Source organism: Allomuricauda sp. MMSF_3307 (assembly GCF_030733585.1).
In the GTDB taxonomy this organism is placed as follows: domain Bacteria; phylum Bacteroidota; class Bacteroidia; order Flavobacteriales; family Flavobacteriaceae; genus Flagellimonas.
Genome location: NZ_JASHIQ010000003.1, coordinates 446,695 through 465,166, shown reverse-complemented (window position 1 = coordinate 465,166; position 18,472 = coordinate 446,695). Strand labels below are relative to the sequence as shown.

18 protein-coding genes are annotated in these 18,472 nt (G+C 44.4%); 10 read left to right on the top strand and 8 right to left on the bottom strand.

From position 1 onward, the window contains the following. Positions 1-68 precede the first annotated feature (68 nt). Positions 69-1,841, top strand: coding sequence for a M14 family metallopeptidase (locus RBB12_RS10450; protein WP_306013504.1), 1,773 nt, complete (start codon positions 69-71; stop codon positions 1,839-1,841). Here the strand turns inward: RBB12_RS10450 and RBB12_RS10445 are convergent. Next, complete coding sequence (locus RBB12_RS10445) at positions 1,838-2,437, bottom strand: NUDIX hydrolase (RefSeq protein ID WP_179385106.1); 600 nt, start codon at positions 2,435-2,437, stop codon at positions 1,838-1,840. The genes RBB12_RS10450 and RBB12_RS10445 overlap by 4 nt on opposite strands. Positions 2,438-2,444: 7 nt before the next feature. Between RBB12_RS10445 and pyrE the strand changes: the two genes are divergently transcribed. Both pyrE and RBB12_RS10435 read left to right on the top strand, forming a co-directional pair. Next, positions 2,445-3,086: an orotate phosphoribosyltransferase gene (gene pyrE / locus RBB12_RS10440; protein ID WP_306013505.1), complete on the top strand. Its 642-nt coding sequence runs from the start codon at positions 2,445-2,447 to the stop codon at positions 3,084-3,086. Between the two features lie 6 nt (positions 3,087-3,092). Continuing rightward, positions 3,093-3,491 (top strand): SRPBCC family protein, encoded by a 399-nt coding sequence (locus RBB12_RS10435; protein WP_179385108.1) that lies wholly within the window; start codon positions 3,093-3,095, stop codon positions 3,489-3,491. Here the strand turns inward: RBB12_RS10435 and RBB12_RS10430 are convergent. Next, positions 3,485-4,228, bottom strand: a complete 744-nt coding sequence (locus tag RBB12_RS10430; RefSeq protein ID WP_306013506.1) for a biotin--[acetyl-CoA-carboxylase] ligase — start codon at positions 4,226-4,228, stop codon at positions 3,485-3,487. The two genes, RBB12_RS10435 and RBB12_RS10430, sit on opposite strands and share 7 nt — an antisense overlap. Before the next feature lie 82 nt (positions 4,229-4,310). Between RBB12_RS10430 and rsfS the strand changes: the two genes are divergently transcribed. From rsfS to RBB12_RS10400, 6 genes are all read left to right on the top strand, one after another. Further along, positions 4,311-4,688 carry a ribosome silencing factor gene (gene rsfS, locus RBB12_RS10425; RefSeq protein WP_179385110.1) on the top strand — a complete coding sequence of 126 codons (378 nt, stop codon included), beginning with the start codon at positions 4,311-4,313 and terminating at the stop codon, positions 4,686-4,688. Positions 4,689-4,693: 5 nt separating this feature from the next. Further along, positions 4,694-6,643, top strand: a complete 1,950-nt coding sequence (gene ftsH / locus RBB12_RS10420; protein ID WP_293290226.1) for an ATP-dependent zinc metalloprotease FtsH — start codon at positions 4,694-4,696, stop codon at positions 6,641-6,643. A gap of 65 nt (positions 6,644-6,708) precedes the next feature. Further along, positions 6,709-7,317 (top strand): LUD domain-containing protein, encoded by a 609-nt coding sequence (locus RBB12_RS10415; RefSeq protein WP_179385112.1) that lies wholly within the window; start codon positions 6,709-6,711, stop codon positions 7,315-7,317. Positions 7,318-7,321: 4 nt separating this feature from the next. Beyond that, on the top strand, positions 7,322-8,125 hold the full coding sequence (locus tag RBB12_RS10410) for a phosphatidate cytidylyltransferase (protein ID WP_306013507.1): 804 nt from the start codon (positions 7,322-7,324) through the stop codon (positions 8,123-8,125). After that, positions 8,115-8,780: a phosphatidylserine decarboxylase family protein gene (locus RBB12_RS10405; RefSeq protein WP_306013508.1), complete on the top strand. Its 666-nt coding sequence runs from the start codon at positions 8,115-8,117 to the stop codon at positions 8,778-8,780. The genes RBB12_RS10410 and RBB12_RS10405 overlap by 11 nt, the downstream gene beginning before the upstream one ends. Beyond that, positions 8,773-9,036, top strand: coding sequence for an acyl-CoA-binding protein (locus RBB12_RS10400; protein ID WP_179385115.1), 264 nt, complete (start codon positions 8,773-8,775; stop codon positions 9,034-9,036). Before RBB12_RS10405 ends, RBB12_RS10400 begins: the two co-directional genes overlap by 8 nt. Here RBB12_RS10400 and RBB12_RS10395 read toward each other — a convergent pair. The 5 genes from RBB12_RS10395 to RBB12_RS10375 all read right to left on the bottom strand — a co-directional run bounded on the left by RBB12_RS10395 (position 9,033) and on the right by RBB12_RS10375 (position 16,374). Continuing rightward, positions 9,033-10,301: a sterol desaturase family protein gene (locus tag RBB12_RS10395; protein ID WP_306013509.1), complete on the bottom strand. Its 1,269-nt coding sequence runs from the start codon at positions 10,299-10,301 to the stop codon at positions 9,033-9,035. The two genes, RBB12_RS10400 and RBB12_RS10395, sit on opposite strands and share 4 nt — an antisense overlap. Before the next feature lie 52 nt (positions 10,302-10,353). After that, positions 10,354-11,184 (bottom strand): sugar phosphate nucleotidyltransferase, encoded by an 831-nt coding sequence (locus RBB12_RS10390; protein WP_306013510.1) that lies wholly within the window; start codon positions 11,182-11,184, stop codon positions 10,354-10,356. A 5-nt stretch (positions 11,185-11,189) separates the two neighbouring features. Next, the gene (locus RBB12_RS10385) at positions 11,190-12,242 is read right to left on the bottom strand and encodes a mevalonate kinase (RefSeq protein ID WP_306013511.1); all 1,053 of its coding nucleotides are present in this window, start codon (positions 12,240-12,242) and stop codon (positions 11,190-11,192) included. A 12-nt stretch (positions 12,243-12,254) separates the two neighbouring features. Further along, a complete protein-coding gene (locus tag RBB12_RS10380; RefSeq protein ID WP_306013512.1) occupies positions 12,255-13,643 on the bottom strand; it encodes a Gfo/Idh/MocA family protein in 1,389 nt (462 codons plus the stop codon). 100 nt (positions 13,644-13,743) lie between these two features. Next, the gene (locus RBB12_RS10375; RefSeq protein ID WP_306013513.1) at positions 13,744-16,374 is read right to left on the bottom strand and encodes a valine--tRNA ligase; all 2,631 of its coding nucleotides are present in this window, start codon (positions 16,372-16,374) and stop codon (positions 13,744-13,746) included. Between the two features lie 198 nt (positions 16,375-16,572). On the opposite strand from RBB12_RS10375, the gene RBB12_RS10370 reads away from it, so the two are divergent. After that, entirely contained in the window at positions 16,573-16,959 is a 387-nt protein-coding gene (locus tag RBB12_RS10370; protein ID WP_349352838.1) for a DUF1573 domain-containing protein, read from the top strand. Between the two features lie 57 nt (positions 16,960-17,016). On the opposite strand, the gene RBB12_RS10365 is transcribed toward RBB12_RS10370, so the two are convergent. Further along, positions 17,017-18,318: an aspartyl protease family protein gene (locus RBB12_RS10365; RefSeq protein ID WP_313882848.1), complete on the bottom strand. Its 1,302-nt coding sequence runs from the start codon at positions 18,316-18,318 to the stop codon at positions 17,017-17,019. Positions 18,319-18,472: the final 154 nt, after the last annotated feature.

Genomic DNA, 18,472 nt, shown 5'->3' with positions numbered 1-18,472 from the left:
TCATAATATTCTGTATTTTTGGCACTTGCAAGTACACCATTTGTGCAACCTAAAGTTCCCGAAGCATTTTGAAGCAGATTATTCTTTTTTTGTCCGTAGTTCTCATAGTCTCCTGTAAGTCTGAAACACAGGACGAGCAATCGTCTTATCCTACCCATTACGAACTTTCGGAAGGCAAGGAAACGGCGACCTATCAACAGACCATTGATTACTACATGGCCTTGGCCCGCGAATTTCCAGAAATCAATATCCAGACCATAGGAAAAACGGACAGTGGCTACCCCTTGCACACCGTTACCTTTAACCCTGACGGGGACTTTAATTTTGAAAATATCCGCAAGGAAAAGACCATCATCCTAATAAATAACGGTATACATCCTGGGGAAAGCGATGGTATCGACGCCACCATGATGCTGTACCGCGATTTGGCCACAGGTGCATTGGAAGCTCCAAAGAACACGGTATTGGTTACGATTCCGATCTATAATGTGGGCGGTGCGCTCAACCGAAACTCCACCACCCGGGCCAACCAAAACGGTCCAGAATCCTACGGATTTCGGGGCAACGCCCGAAATTACGATTTGAATCGTGACTTCATAAAAATGGACACCCAAAACGCTAGAACTTTTGCCCAAATATTCCATATGGTAAAACCAGATGTTTTTGTGGACAACCATGTAAGCAACGGGGCCGATTACCAATACACCTTGACCCATTTGTTCACACAGCACAATAAATTGGGAGGTGAAATGGGCAAATACCTCCATGACACTTTTATGCCAGGTCTCGAACAATCCTTAATCAAAAAGGAGTGGGACATTACCCCCTACGTTAATGTGTTCAATGTTCCGCCGGAAGAAGGTTTTAGCCAATTTATGGACCACCCCCGATACTCCACCGGCTACACCACCCTATGGAGCACTTTGGGGCTAATGGTAGAGACCCATATGCTAAAACCCTACCAACAACGTGTGGAAGGCACCTATGCTTTGATGGAAAGCTTGATTGATGTAGTGGAAAAAGAGCACAGCACCATCAAAACGCTCCGTAAGGAAACATTGGAATCCAATTTGGAGCTTTCCGAATACTATTTCAATTGGCAAGTGGATACCACGCAAACCAGTACCCTCAACTTTAAGGGGTATGAAGCAGAACGACTGACAAGTGAAGTAACCGGCCTACCACGGTTAAAATACAATCGCGATAAGCCCTTTACCAAAGAAACCATTTATCAGGATTATTATTACCCCATGGATACGGTGACCATTCCAGAAGCCTACATTGTTAAGCGGAGTTGGAACAGGGTAATCGAGCGGTTGGATGCCAACAAAATACAATACATCCCCATAAAAAAGGACACCACGCTTTCGGTGGAAGTGTATAGTATTGAGGAATACGATACCAGAAATTCGCCCTACGAAGGCCACTATCTCCATTCGGATACCAAGGTATCCAAAAACGTAAAGGACATCCATTTTAGGGAAGGTGATCTTTGGGTACCTACAAAACAGCCCGGTATTCGTTACCTGTTGGAAACCTTGGAGCCCCAAGGAGCGGACTCATTCTTCAATTGGAACTTTTTTGATACTGTGTTACAGCGCAAGGAAGGCTTTTCTCCCTATGTTTTTGAGGACGTGGCTTTGGAAATGCTACAAAAGGATTCTTTGTTGGCAAAAGAGTTTGAAGCCAAAAAAGAGGAAGACCTGAATTTTTCGAACAATTGGTATGCACAGCTCAATTGGATTTTTGAGCGTTCCGTACATTTTGAAGAGGCTTATTTGACCTACCCCATCTACAGGGTCGCCAAAAACAGTGAAGCTGCGGGATTGTTCGCCAATTAGTCAAAGGGCCAATCCTCGAACAGTACCTTAATATTGTGGTAGGAGTTCTTTAGTGCTTTTTTGGTTTTGCGAGGGCCTTTCCATTTCACTTTTTTGATGCCTTCGGATTTTTCTGCGACCAATTTGCCCGTATAGTCCGTTGACATGATGAACCAGTGGGTCTGCTTCAACCGATATTCCCCGTTGCGCTTAAAAATATGGTAGGTAGTATGAAGGAACCGCTCGATGACCAAATCTTTCACCCCTGTTTCCTCCTCCACCTCGCGAACGGCAGCGCTCTCTATGGACTCCCCCTTATCCACCTTACCTTTGGGCAGGTCCCATTTCCCATTTCTGTAAATGAAAAGCACTTTTCCTTTTTTATTGATGACAAAACCACCGCCCGCAACAACCACGGGGATTTTGTGCATGAAAAGTTTGAGGATCTTTTTGTCGTCAGGATGATATAAATACGCCTTTTTCAGCTTCTTTTTGGACAATAGGCGAATCGCCTCAACTATGGAATCACCATCCAAAGAAAACAAATTACCATTGGAATCCTGGGGTCGCTCGTTTGTTAAGATCAGTGGAGCCTCATTAACAAAAACTTCATACATTTGCGCAATGGTTTTAGATAAGGGAATCGCAAAAAAAACAGCAGAGCTGTTATTACAAATTAATGCAATTAAGTTGGAACCTGAAAATCCTTTTACATGGGCCTCAGGTTGGAAATCGCCTATTTATTGCGATAATAGAATCATGCTCTCTTACCCCGCGGTAAGAAACTTTGTTCGAGAAGAAATTGCAAAGCAAGTAGAGAACCTCTACGGAAGGCCCGACGTGATTGCCGGCGTGGCCACGGGTGCCATCGGAATCGGTATTTTGGTAGCAGAGGCCCTAGGTCTTCCCTTTGTTTATGTAAGGCCAAAACCAAAAGAGCACGGTAGGCAAAATCAGATTGAAGGCTATTTTGAGCCCGGACAAAGTGTTGTGGTCATCGAAGATTTGATCAGCACTGGGAATAGTAGCCTTAATGCCGTCCAAGCCCTGAAGGAGCAAAACGCCGATATCAAAGGAATGATTGCCATCTTCACCTACGGTTTTCCCGTTTCAACCGAAAATTTTAAAAAAGAAGGTGTGGAACTGCATACCCTCTCCGACTACGAGAATTTGATAGAGCAGGCTTCCGACACCCAATACATAAAAGAAAATCAATTACAGACCCTATTGGAGTGGAGATCGAATCCACAACAATGGAAACCTTAGTTTACCATGCACATTGAGACCTCAAAAAAAATCGTATCCAAAAGCGATAAAGAAGTGTTTGAATTCCTGACGGATATCAAAAACTTTGAAACCTTAATGCCCGAGAATATCGAAAAGTTTGAAGTGTTGGACGAGAACACCTTCAAGTTTGCCTTGAAAGGTATGCCGGAAATTGTGCTACGGCTCAAGGAACAGCATCCAAACGAAAAGGTAGTCTTGGGTGCAGCAAGCGATAAATTACCGTTTACACTTACAGCTGACATCAAAGCTTTGGATAATGATCAAAGTGAGGTCGGCCTAAGTTTCGAAGGGGAATTCAACGCCATGATGGCCATGATGATCAAAGGACCCATCACCAATTTTATGGGAACCCTGTCCAACAATATGGATAAAATCGGTCAGTAAAGAAGCGTTACCTCCTTTAGATCAAATTCCTTTATAATCCGGTCCTCCAGTTCGATGACCAACTTTCCGGAGGTGGACACCCCTCGGATATAACCCATTAACCGCTCTCCTTTCGCGTTGGCAAAGGTCGAGGGCTTATCTCTTCTGAACAACAGTTGCTCGTAGGCGGGCAGCAATTGGGTGACTGTTTTAGCTTCCACGGTATCCAGTTGGAGTTTAAGGCATTCCAAAATGGTATGAAGGAGTTCGTCCAAATCGAAATTCCTACCAGTCACCAGCTTCAAGGAAGACGCCTTGTCCAAACCCCCAAAATCCGTCTGGTTTACATTAAGCCCGATGCCTATGATCGCTTCGCCCACTTTATTGCCCCTAAGCAAGTTTTCTATCAAAATGCCACAGATTTTTCGCGAACCTGACATAATGTCGTTAGGCCATTTGATCTGTACATCAGGAATGGCTAGCTTGTTCAAGGCATTGAACACGGCCAAGGACACTGCAATATTGAGCGCAAATTGATGTCGGACACTCATGGCGTCAAACTTTTTCAAGACACTGAACGTTAGGTTTTTACCCCCTTCAGAATCCCAAACTGTATTCATTTGCCCCCTGCCCTTGAGCTGCCTACGGGTTACGACCACGGTATAATCCAAAGGATTTTCCGAGCGCAACAAATCTTTCAAAAAGATATTTGTGGAATCCGTGGCATCAAGTTTGAGTATCTGAAAATGTTTTCCCAATGTGACAAGCCTTTACGATTTGTTAAAAACTAGGGCTAAGAAAACAAAAAAAACATAACTTTGTAAAAACTAAACTTTTTGAATGCAGAAAAAGAAAGCTAGCGCAGATGAATTGATTGCCTTGATCCTGGAAGGAATAGAAGACGTTAAAGGAGTTGACATAAATCTACTGGACCTTAGGGAAATCGAAAATACAGTTTGCGACTACTTCATCATCTGTAACGGTACTTCCAACACACATGTGAACGCAATTGTATCCTCCGTGCAGAAAAAGGTCAGCAAGGCCCTGCAGGACAAGCCATGGCATGTTGAGGGTTCTGAGAACGCCGAATGGGTGCTTATGGACTATGTCAACGTTGTGGTGCATGTATTTCAAAAACACATTAGGGAATTCTATGATATTGAGGGGCTTTGGGGAGATGCCAAGGTCACTATGGTGGAAAGCAGTTACAATTCTTAAAAAAAATGGCAAAAGAAAACAACCCAAATAATACACCAAAGAAGCCACGTTTTAGTTCGTGGTGGATATATGGCGTAGTCATCGCATTGATCATCGGCTTCCAGTTTTTTGGTGGAAGCAATTTTTCAAGTACGGAAAAAACAACAACCTCCGAATTACAGGAATTCTTGCGCAATGGTGATATCTCCAAGATTGTCATCATTACCAATACCAGACAGGCCAAGGTATACCTCACCGAGGAGGCCATGAAGAAGGACGTTCACAAAGGAGTGGCCGAAAAGCCGCTGTTCCCATCAACCAATCTGGTTCCCCAGTATGTATTGGACTATGGTGACCTTCAGATTTTCCAGAACGAAATCACCGAGATAAAGAAAGAGAACAACTTGGATACCATTGTCGAGTTTGACACGGAATCCAATGTACTTGGCGAAATATTTTTGACGCTCTTACCATTTGCCTTGATCATTGGTATTTGGATCTACCTGATGCGTAGAATGTCAGGCGGTGCCGGGGGCGGTGCTGGTGGACAGATTTTCAACATAGGGAAGTCCAAGGCCAAACTCTTCGACGAGAAAACCGATACCCGTACATCGTTCAAAGATGTAGCTGGTTTGGAAGGGGCCAAGGAAGAGGTCCAAGAAATTGTAGAATTCCTTAAAAACCCGGATAAATACACTTCACTTGGTGGTAAAATCCCAAAGGGAGCCTTATTGGTAGGCCCTCCGGGAACGGGTAAAACCCTTTTGGCAAAAGCTGTAGCAGGTGAGGCCAAGGTTCCTTTCTTCTCCTTGTCCGGTTCGGATTTTGTGGAAATGTTCGTAGGGGTTGGAGCATCAAGGGTGCGTGACCTTTTCAAACAAGCAAAGGATAAGTCACCCGCTATCATTTTTATTGATGAAATCGACGCCATTGGACGAGCTAGGGGAAAAAACAACTTTACAGGTTCCAATGACGAACGTGAGAATACCCTGAACCAGTTATTGACCGAAATGGATGGATTTGGAACCAATACCAACGTAATTGTATTGGCCGCTACCAACCGTGCCGATGTGCTGGACAAAGCCTTGATGCGTGCAGGACGTTTTGACCGTCAAATCTATGTGGACCTGCCCGACCTCAACGAAAGAAAAGAAATATTCGAAGTACACCTTCGTCCTATAAAAACCGCTGAAACCCTGGATTTGGACTTTTTGGCCAAACAGACCCCAGGATTCTCCGGAGCCGATATTGCCAACGTTTGTAACGAAGCGGCATTGATCGCTGCCCGTAAGGAGAAAAAAGCAGTTACCAAACAAGATTTCTTGGATGCCGTGGATAGAATTGTGGGTGGTCTGGAAAAAAAGAACAAAATCATCACCCCAGAAGAGAAAAAGACCATTGCGTTCCACGAAGCAGGTCACGCCACGGTAAGCTGGATGTTGGAACATGCCGCGCCTTTGGTGAAAGTGACCATCGTTCCTCGCGGTCAATCGCTTGGAGCCGCTTGGTATTTACCTGAAGAACGCTTGATCGTACGACCAGAACAGATGTTGGACGAAATGTGTGCCACCATGGGAGGCAGAGCAGCGGAGAAAGTGATGTTCGGAAAAATTTCAACAGGAGCATTGAGCGATTTGGAGAAAGTGACCAAACAGGCCAGGGCCATGGTGACCATTTATGGACTGAATGACGAATTGGGCAACATCACCTATTACGATTCCACGGGTCAAAACGAGTACGGCTTTACCAAACCTTATAGTGAGGAAACGGCCCAAAAGATTGATCAGGAAATATCCAAAATGATTGAAGCGCAATATCAAAGGGCCATTAAATTGTTGGAGGACAACAAGGACAAACTCACCGAGCTCGCTGAACGTCTTTTGGACAAGGAGGTCATATTCAAGGATGATTTGGAAAAAATCTTTGGACAGCGCCCTTTTGAAAAAGAGGAAGAAAAGTTGGAGCCAGCAGAGTAATCGCTACAAACAACATCTAATCAAAGGAGTTATATTGATTAAGTAGAAAGAACACAAAACCATTAATGGGAGTTTTTAAAAAACTTTTCGGAGGAGGAAAAAAGGTTTCCAAAGAAACTGCGGAAACCCGGGGAGAACACATGCCCGACCTAAAAATTCCCGTTGATGAAAAGTTTACCATCTACTTCAAAAAAAATGGTGGAAAGTTCATTTACTGTGAAGATTTTGCCGAGGTTTCCGAGGCCCTCAAAAACATCGTTTCGGAAAACGACTGGCAAAACCACCTCTTCTATTCGCTGGATCCAAGGATAGAGACTAAGTTTGCTTCGGAAAAGCTTCAATTCACCAACAATCGCAACGAAAGTGATATTTTCTTTACCACCTGCGAACACTTGGTGGCCCATAATGGGTCCATTTTGGTGTGTTCCCATCAAATCAAGGAAAAGAAACTGGACGAACTACCGTCCAACCTCATTGTGTTCGCCACTACGAGCCAGTTGGTCGATTCCATAAGCGAAGCACTCAAAATAATCAAGGAACGGTACCAGAAAAACATCCCCAACAATATCACCACCCTAAAGCACTTTCAACAAACACCCGAAAACAAAGATGATTTTCTTTCCTATGGGAGTGCTTCCAAAAATGTATATCTTTTACTCCTAGAAGATTTCTGAGTAGATGAGAGAAATTTTAAGACGCTCCATAACAGGGGTAATTTACGTAGTACTTCTGTTGGGCGCAGTATTTTTGAGTTCGGACGCCTTCGACTTTCTTTTTATGGCCTTCGGACTTGGATGTCTGTATGAGTACAAGCGAATTGTAAAGCTAAAGGGGTACTACATATTCATGGCCTATTTGGCACTGTGGTGGGTTTTTATTTACCTCACCAACGACACTATGGCCGTGAACATGCTCATGCTTTGCACCATCGCGGTGGACATTGCCCTATTGATGTTCCTGTTCTCCAAAAAACCCAAATATTTCAATGACGTACAGAAATTCTTGATCGGGCTCTTCTACATTGGTGGCGGGTGTATTTTTTTGACGATGATACCTTACAAGATTGATGAATTTGCCCAATTTTTGATCATGGGCATCTTTATTTTGATATGGGTAAACGATACATTTGCCTATCTGGTAGGACGAACTTTGGGACGCACCAAACTTTTTCCTGCAGTTTCCCCAAAAAAAACTATTGAAGGTTCTGTCGGAGGTCTTATTTTTGCACTGGTCGCCGCCTATTTTTTATCGTGGTACGAAACACGGCTTTCGATATTCGAGTGGATGGCAATGGCTTGCTTGATTGTGGTCGCAGGAAGTTTGGGCGACTTGTTGGAATCCAAGTTTAAACGAATGGCCGGAGTAAAGGATAGTGGCGCTATCCTGCCGGGACATGGTGGAATCTGGGACCGATTGGACAGTTTGGTGTTTGCCGCACCATTTGCATATTTGATTTTAAATATTTTCTCCTATGTTTCATAAAGAGGGTCAAAAAATAATCATATTCACTTTTTTTATAGTGGTGGCCATTGTATTGGCGGCACAATATACTATGGATTTGGAATGGGCCCGAATGACGGTCCAGATTTCCGCGCTATTGCTTTTGGTGGCCATCTTGCAATTTTTTAGAAACCCAAAGAGATTGGTGACCCCTAACTTTGATGAAATATTGGCTCCAGTGGACGGAAAGGTAGTAGTAATCGAAGAGGTGGACGAACCCGAATATTTCAAAGGAAAGCGAAAGCAGGTCTCCATTTTTATGTCGCCCGTCAATGTGCATGTTACCCGTTATCCCGCCAGTGGTACTGTCACCTACTCCAAATATCACCCCGGAAAATATTTAGTGGCTTGGCATCCCAAATCCAGCACCGATAACGAGCGAACCACGATAATACTGCATACCCCAAAATTTGGCGAGATCGGATACCGACAAATTGCAGGTGCCATGGCACGAAGAATCGTAAACTACGCCGAGGAGGGCGAACAGGTTACACAAGGGGAAGATGCTGGTTTCATCAAATTCGGTTCACGGGTGGATTTACTTTTGCCGCTTGACTGCGACATCACAGTAAAACTGAATCAAAAAGTAATCGGGGCACGCACGTGCATTGCATCGGTAAGACCATTGGATGACTAAGGAGGAGTTACATAAACGATTTGAGGATGCCGTTAACTTTGTTAACGACTACACGGACCCACTTCCTGCGGACCTCTTATTAAAACTCTACGCCTACTTTAAGATTGCCAACAAAAATTTTGAAAACCCAGGCAGTCGAACTCCGCTCATCAATGCGTTCAAGGCAAATGCACTCTTTCAGGCCAAGAGCATCAGTGTGGAAGAGGCCATGGAAAACTATGTGAACATAGTTGAGAAGGAGCTTAAAAACCTTTAAGAGGCCAAATCAGCCGTCGCAAAGGATTTCTCCACATAAGTAAAGTAAACACCACCGAAAATAGTAATCAAGAAATAGAGGGCCACCAGATAGCTCCCAATGGTTACATAAGCATCGATGCCAAACCAATCGCCCGACAAATAGATTAGTACCAATCCTGCCACACCCCGAATCACCTCAATCCAAACAGCATACGATTTTCGGTCCATTAGAGTAGTGTACCCATAAATCCCGACAAAAATAAACGCCCCAAACAACAGCAAGCCATCAAATCCGATTTCCGAATAGCTGTAGAACATAAAAAGCATCAAAAAAGTAGTCGCGATCAATTGGAAAAGGGCATATCCCTTTAACCAAGGTGAAGTTTCGGGACTGTATTTTTTGAAATTGTAGACATCTTGGATAACCTCAACGGGATATTTGTCTTTCACGTCCTGCGGACGCCATCCTGTGGGCATAAACCATATCCGGAGTTTGTCCCAATAGCTTCGGGTGCGCCATGCGTCCTGCATCAATCGCCATATATGTTGAAAATTGATGATGATGGGATTCCAAGTATTCGCCGGTTTCAGCACCCCGTATTGTGGCGGCACATCATCCAACTCTTCTTGAAAGGTACCGAACATGCGGTCCCAAATACAAAAAATCTGTCCTAGGTTTTTGTCGATATACTCTGGATTGATGGCATGGTGCACACGATGTTGCGAAGGGGTCACGATAACATATTCCAGAATCCCCATTTTGCCAATATACTGGGTGTGGTACCAGAACTGGGCAAACAGGTGTATCGGGGCCAATATGGCGATCACTTGATTGGGAACTCCCAATAGGGCGGCCGGAATCAACAAAAGGGCATAGTACCCCAACAAGTTGGAAATAGGCTGCCGTAGCGCACAGGCCAAATTAAACTCTTCACTGCTGTGATGTATCACATGCTGGTTCCAGAAAAGATTGATGTGATGGCTCAACCTATGGTTCCAATAACCGGCAAAATCCAAAGCAATAAAAGCCACCACCCAGACCAACCAAGTTGCCTTGATCTCGATAAGTGCCAAATGTTCCAACAAAAAGGGATAGCTTACCAAAATAAGCACAAGACCCAATGAATCCTTCACTACATTGGTCAAACCTGAGCTAAGACTGCTCACGGTATCCATGAGGTTGTGTTTTTGATCCTTTACAAATCGGCCATACAAAATTTCGATAAGTACAAGACCGATAAAAAATGGCGTGGCATATAACAATGCCGTTGCATACGATTCCATTTCAAAAATTTAAACGTTACCCGATGCAAACATGGGATTTGCTGCCCTTAAGTTAGTCCAAATTTTTAAATAATTGAATATCGTTGGCATCGGTCAAGTCGGGAATATGTTCGGAACGTGGTATGCAAAGTACGGCTTTAGGGTGGTCGGCCACCAACATTCCAACTGCCTTCGGGAGTTCCTTTTCATTACGAACCGGGTCCATGGGGCAGTTTTTTAAATATGAATAAACCTCAGCTCCAAAAAAACTAAAAATGTTCATGCTTACCCGAAGCTCGCCCATGGCATCTTTATATTGGGGCACATCCTCCACATTTGGTTTTTCAATGATTTGCTGTAAAAATCCATCCGAAGAAATATCCATTACGGCAAACTTGGCTATGCGCTCCTCGGTATACTCAAAACCTGAACTTCCGTAGCTAATCAACGCATGAGGGGCTTTTCTATCTTTCCTTAAATCCTTGAGGGCACCAACAGAATAAAGGTTATCGCCATTACAAACCGTAAAAGTGGTCCGTTGCAATTCAGGGTATTGATCCAAACATTGCTGAAGTGCATCCGCCGTACCCAAGGGTTTTTGCCGTCCTACGGGAACTTCTTGCACGGCCAGGTGGACTTCCAGGTCTTTCGAAAACATCTCTTGATCTTTCAATTGTTGAAAGGCCGTATTTTCCGGACTGGTGATCAAGTACAGTTTGGTGTATCCTGCCTTTACCGCATTCCGTACCAAATAATACAAAAAAGGATACCCTTTCTTACCTACGGGAATCAAGCTTTTATGGGGAATGTGGTCCATAATAGTTCTTTCTTCCCTAGCTTTTAGACTTCGCTTCATACGTGAGGACGCACCCCCTACCATTACAATCAAACTCGTGTTTTCCATCTTTCTCAATTCGTTAGGTTCACCGCATAGACAGCTTTGGCCCCATGGTCCAAAAAGGCGCGTTTCACCCTTTCCTCCGTATCCTCCGTTACCATGGCTACCATACAGCCGCCCCCTCCCGAACCAATGGTCTTTGCCCCAAGGGCTCCGGCTTCGCGTGCGGCCTTCATCATCTGCGCCATTTCCAAAGGGGTGTTCTTGATTTCATTTTCAAGGATACGCTGGTGCTGGTTCATCAAATCTCCCAAAAACAGGATATTCGGATTTGGCCGGAGCAACTCCTTTTTTGCTTCCAAGGTAATATGGTAGTTATAAATAGTGGCATACCAGTACCCTTTAAGTTCTTCGGGAACCAAATCGATATATTTTTCGTAGTCTTTTGGCGTGGCATGCTTCAAATTGAAGTCGGTATGTTCATTTTGTACCGATGCCACCGCCTGTTGAGCATATACCCGTGCATTTTTGAGTACTTCCAATGTCTTTTTGGGTACTCCCGATTCCGCCACGAGCAATTTTCCCAAATCAGCCTTCAATCGTGTACTTTCACCTGTTTCCGTATCGATATAAATGAGTCCTTTTTGAGCGATGGTGTACTGGTCCATGAGTCCCCCGGGCTGATCAAAGAACAGAACTTCGGCCTCATAGGCCCATTTCCCAATTTGTTCATCACTGATTTGATGGGATTTGCCTGCTGCCTCGACCAAAAAACGTATCCAAGCAACCACCAAGGCCGAAGAACTGGACAAGCCAGCATTCAATGGTATGTTTCCGGTAATCTCCACATCATAGCCTTGCTGCCAATGGAAGTCGTTCTGCCTTAAAACGGCCATCACCGATTTAAAATAATCTCCTGATCTGACCTCCTTCAAACTATCTTGCAAAGCAACGGACACCCCTTCATCAAGATCTAATAGTTTTATAGCGTAGCTCCCATTGCAATTTGGTGTTCCCTTAATCTTGATGTAACGGTCTATGGTTCCCGCAATAACGGGCAGACCTAAATAATCTTGATGGTCGCCGTAAAAACAGATTCGGGCCGGAACTTTTATGTCAATCATCAATTTGCTCTATTAATCAACAATTTCCAAAGGTGCTGTTTCTTTCCAGTTGCCCCTCGTAAAATCAGGGAAAGGCTGGGGCGCCCCACCGCTGGCCACGGAACGTTCACTCAATGGGGAAACTGCACTCCACAAACAACCCTCGTACACATTTTGGTCCAAAGGAAGCCCTTTTTGGAGGCATTCCACGATACGGTACACCATGATGCCATCCATGCCTCCATGTCCACTGCCCTTGGCGGCCTCGTTCAGTCTTTTATAAAGAGGATGGTCGTATTTCTCATATAATTTTTGAAGTTGTTCTCCTTGCACCCAGGAGTGATGGTCTTTGGTAAGCCCTTCCACTCCACCTTCCAATGCAACGCGGGTTGGGAAGCCTGCCAAAATTCCTTTGGTTCCCTGTACCAAATTCAGTCTCGAATAAGGTCTTGGACTGGTTTCGTCCCACTGCACCATAATGGTTTTTCCCATAGCGGTTTTAATGATGGATGTATTTAAATCTCCACCTTTAAAATCGAGTCGATTCCATTTATGATCGGATGGATAATTTTTCTCGGCATATAATTCACGCCCCCTCGCTGGCGTGGAGAAGGAAACCAAGCTGCCAAAAGTATCATCTTGGCGTGCGAGGTTCATATATTGGGCCACTGGTCCCAGACCATGGGTCGGATATAAATTTCCATTTCTTTTGGCATAGTGGTAGGTCCGCCATGAGCCCGTACCTCGCTCCTGCTCTTCCATTTGCCAGCGTAATTCGTGAATGTACGCAGCTTCCCCGTGCAAGATTTCACCAATGACCCCTTGTCGGCACATATTGAGGAACATCAGCTCATCCCGACTGTAATTGACGTTTTCCAACATCATACAGTGTTTTCGGGTGCGTTCGCTCGCATCCACAATATCCCACATCTCCTGAATGGTGGTTGCGATGGGTACCTCAACAAAGGCATGTGCCCCGTGTTCCATGGCACCGATGGCCATTGGGGCATGGTTGGCCCAATTAGTGGCAATAAAAACAATATCTGGTCGCACTTCTTTCAGCATGGTCCGCCATGCATCCTCATCACCCCAGTACGGTTTGATGTTTTTATGCCGATTTTCCCCGGCCGCCTCTTTTACCCATTGGGTTTTTTCTTTTACCAAATCTTCATACAAATCACAGATGGCGACCACCTCGGTACCTTCCAGCGCAGCAAAGAACTTGGCATGTGTTCCCCCTCTGGCACCTACACCAATAAAAGCGGCACGAACCTTTTCCAATTTGGGCGCTGCAAATCCACCCATATAGGTCGATGCCAATGGGCGTTCCGAATTGGCTTTTAAATATGATGGAGCAATGGTTATCGCGGCAGCAGAAAGTGAAGTTTTTTGGATAAAACTTCGTCTATCGAGGTTTTTCATACGAACAAAAGACGTTGGTTATTGTTGGTCCAAAGTATGAAAAATAAAAAGAAAAGGGAAGCAGACTTCCCTTCTCAAAATCATGATATGACAGCCAAAGTTATTTTAAACTGGCTAGGCTTTTTTCCAAGGTCTCGATTTTGGCCTCCGCGTCGGCCGCTTTTTTGCGTTCCATGGCCACGACTTGCTCGGGAGCATTGTTTACAAAGCGTTCGTTGCCCAACTTTTTTTCGACGGACTTCAAAAATCCTTTGGTATAGTTAAGCTCCTCCGTAATCTTGGCTATTTCCGCCTCCACATCAATAGCTCCGCTTATGGGAATAAAGTACTCGTTACTTTTCACCCGAAACGTCAGGGCACCATCCAAACTGGCATCTATGGTTTCCATGGTCGAGAGGTTGCCCAATTTGATGATGATGGCATCCATTTGGGAACTTACGCCCTCGGCATTCAACATAAAAAGCTCCAACGCATCTTTCTGCGGGATGTTTTTCTCTTTTCTGATGGTTCTGACTCCGGAAATGACCTCCGCAGCAAAATCAAAATCTGAGATCAACTGGGTATTCACCTTTTCTGCTTTTGGCCATTGGGAAACGATAAGTGCCTCCTCTGGACTGCGCTCGGCAATGTGCTGCCAAACCTCCTCGGTCAAGAATGGCATGAAGGGGTGCAACAGTTTTAGGTTTTCCTCAAAAAGATGCAATACCTCGTCGTATGTTTTCCGATCGATGGGTTTCTGGTATTCCGGTTTTACAATTTCCAACAACCACGAGCAGAAATCGTCCCAAACCAATTTATAAATGGCCATGAGGGCATCGGAAATACGGTATTTGGAAAAATGGTCCTCAATTTCAACCAAAGTTTGATTGAATTTGGCTTTGTACCATTCGATTCCTTTAGCTGCTGCTTCGGGCTGAGCAATATCGGCTGTCTCCCAACCTCTTACCAAACGAAAGGCGTTCCATATTTTGTTGGCGAAGTTCGCTCCTTGCTGGCAAAGGGCTTCATCAAACAACAAATCGTTACCTGCGGCGGAGCTCAATAAAAGGCCCACACGGACTCCATCAGCACCAAAATCATCTATCAATTGGAGTGCATCGGGGGAGTTCCCCAAGGATTTGGACATTTTTCGACGTTGCTTATCGCGAACCAATCCTGTAAGGTAAACATTTTCAAAGGGTCGTTTTCCTCTATACTCATACCCGGCCATGATCATTCTGGCCACCCAAAAGAACAAAATATCGGGTCCGGTAACCAGGTCGCTGGTCGGATAATAATAATTGACCTCATCATTTTCTGGCTCCAAAATACCTCCAAACACACTGATGGGCCACAACCAAGAGGAGAACCAGGTATCCAATACATCTGGGTCCTGTTTCAAGTCTGAAGCACGAAGTCCGAGGTCCGAAGTTTTTTCCTGTGCCAGTTTAAGTGCTTCTTCCGGAGTTTCGGCCACGACAAAATCCTCTTTTCCATCACCATAGTAATAGGCAGGAATCTGCTGACCCCACCATAATTGTCGGGAAATGTTCCAGTCGCGGATATTTTCCATCCAATGGCGATAGGTGTTATCGAACTTGGACGGGTATAATTTGACATCCTTGGTTTCCAAAACGCCTTCCAAGGCGGGTTTGGCTAAATTTTCCATCTTTAGGAACCATTGATCGGACAGTCGAGGCTCGATTACCGCTTTGGTCCGTTCGGAAGTACCCACTTTATTGGTATGTTGTTCGGTCTTCACCAAATATCCCTTTTCCTGTAGCTCCTTTACAATTTCCTTTCGCACCTCAAAACGGTCCTTTCCTTCGTAGTGTAGTCCAAAGGAATTTAGCGTAGCATCTTCATTAAAGATATCGATAACCTCCAAATTGTGCTTGTCCCCAAGGTTTTTATCGTTTTCATCATGAGCCGGAGTAACCTTGAGACATCCGGTTCCAAACTCAACATCGACGTACTCGTCCTCAATGATAGGTATGACTCGGTCGCAAATGGGCACAATGGCCTTTTTGCCCCGTAAATGACGATATCTTTCATCATTGGGGTTGATGCAGATGGCGGTATCTCCCAAAATGGTTTCTGGACGCGTAGTGGCAATGGTCACTTTTTCATCGGAACCTTCAATGGCATAGGACAAATAATACAGGTTGCCTTGTCGTTCTTCATAAATGACCTCCTCATCCGATAGGGTGGTCTTGGCTTCGGGATCCCAGTTCACCATTCGGTACCCCCTATAAATCAGCCCTTTATTATATAAATCAACAAAAACTTTGATCACGGATGCTGACATATCGTCATCCATGGTGAATTTGGTGCGATCCCAATCGCAGGAACAGCCCAGTTTTTTTAACTGTTGCAAAATAACCCCTCCGTACTCGTTGGTCCAGTCCCAGGCGTGTTTCAAAAATTCATCCCGCGATAGTTTTGACTTATCAATACCATCAGCCTTCAATTTGGCTACCACCTTGGCTTCGGTAGCAATGGATGCATGGTCCATTCCAGGAACCCAGCAGGCGTTTTTACCCAAGAGCCTTGCCCTGCGAATCAACACATCTTGAATGGTATTGTTGAGCATGTGGCCCATATGAAGTACGCCCGTAACGTTGGGCGGGGGGATTACGATGGTATAGGGCTCCCTATCATCGGGCTTGGAACTGAAGTACTTATGCTCCGACCAGTAGGCATACCAGTGCTCTTCCACCCGTTTTGGGTCATATTTTGATGGAATTTCCATGTTTCGGTACAGTTTTTGTTTAATTGGACTGTGATTGGTTTTTTTGAAGGGAAAGCTAAATGTTAATTTTACGCTATTCTTCGGATGAGGGCCAATCCAGAAATACGAAACAAAAATAAGTAACGTTATTCTATAACAAAAGAATTTTGGATGCAGGTATCAAAACATCTACATTTGAAGTTCACCCAAAAACCAAAAATGATGAAAAAAACTGTACTCATGCTGTTTGTAGGGCTCTTATCCTTAGGGGTATATGCCCAAGAGACCGCTAAAATCGAATTTAAAAGCGAGACCATTGATTACGGAGAAATTGAAAGAGGTAGTGATGGTGTCCGTGTTTTTGAATTTACCAACACAGGTGATGCGCCTTTGGTAATCAGCAACGTTAGATCTAGCTGTGGATGTACGATCCCCAAAAAGCCCGAAGAGCCCATTATGCCCGGCAAAACTGGTAAAATCGAAGTGAAATATGATACCAACAGGGTTGGCCCCATTCGTAAGGCCATTACGGTAACCTCGAATGCCGACACGCCTACAAAAGTGTTGAAGATCAAGGGTAATGTAAAAACTCCTGGCGCAAAGTAAGCGTTAAGAAATATCGATGAATAAAGCCCCGAACCATTGGTTCGGGGCTTTTGCTTTTTAATCGTCGTCAAACATCTTTTTGAGGACAAAGGTGAACAACAGATCCTGATTGTATCGTTCGATGAGGACTTTTATCCGTTTCCCTTCTTTTTCGTTGATCATTTTAAGGATTTCCTGCAATTTATATTGGTGCACCCTTTTCCCGTTGACGGCCAATATCACATCACCCTCACGAAGTCCGGCTTCGGCGGCTGGACTTCCGGCACGGATACCGGATACCACGATTTCGGGGACCAAGCTCAGTCTTGTTTTGTTTTCCAATAAAATCTGGACATTTCCAAAAGTATCTGCATTGTCCTCTTTGACAATCCCATTGGCATCAGCAATGCGCTCTGCTATGTACCGTAATCCGTTGTGCTGCAAATCTATTCCCGCCAAATTATACTGAAAGGGTTCTTTAAAATTTCCATTCTTTTTTAGGGTGACCTTACCTCGGGCATAATCAAAAACCATATTGAACCGCTTGAGTACTTCGCCTCCAAGACTTCCGTTACGATCACCAAGGCTATCCAATCCTTGAAAAGATTCCCGATAAGGAAAGGCTACTTTGGCTTCATCCAACTTAAAGCCACCTATCTGGACCCCATCGATCTTACTCCGTTTTCCGTAAATGTCACCGCTAAGGCCCCGCCCCAAGTGATCTTCGTAGTTTTTCTCAGGAATTTCCAAACCTTTTTCAGGCTCAGGAAACAGCCATAAGGCATCGCTACTGCCCGTATCCACCAATAATTTTACGGGAATATTGGCCGTGTCCTTCATGAGCACGGTTCCTTCCACATAGGCTTTTCGACGTTCTACCTTTAATGGAATGGTTTGCCTATTGCGTCGTTCTTTGTGTGTATAAAGTTCGGGGTTGTGCAGTTTTAGCTTCTTGCTATTGTAATTAACCTCAACAATAAAATCCCTAAAAAGGTCATAGCCCATAATACCGTGAACAGGTATTCCCAAACTGGTAGAAAAGTCAATGCCCCTATCCATCACCACATATAAGTCTTGCGAATAGTTTTTGGCATCGCCCAAGGTAAATCTGTTTCCTTTGGAACTCAGTGCCTTCATCGGTTCGCCATCACCGAGCCCACGTATGGTTACTTCCGATACATTATTGATAGGAACGGAATCGGATTGGGAAAGATTGAAAAGGATGGGTTTGCTCACCCCAGAATCCAAAATAAAAGTAAGCTCCACCCCATTGATCTCCACTGGGATAATAATTAGGTTATTGATGAGCTCAAACCGAATTTTTTGATGTTTTTTATTGCTGGGCAAGGTAAACCCCTGTGCCCAAATAAAATTCGGCACAACTAAAAGAAGTGTAAAAATTAAAGCAATTCTTTTCCACATAAGCAACCTTATTGCATCTCCATTAAGAAATATACAAATAAAGCTCCATAACTTGCTATACTTTAACATTTTAGTAGACAAGGAAATTATCCTCAAACTTGTTGTTTTCGAT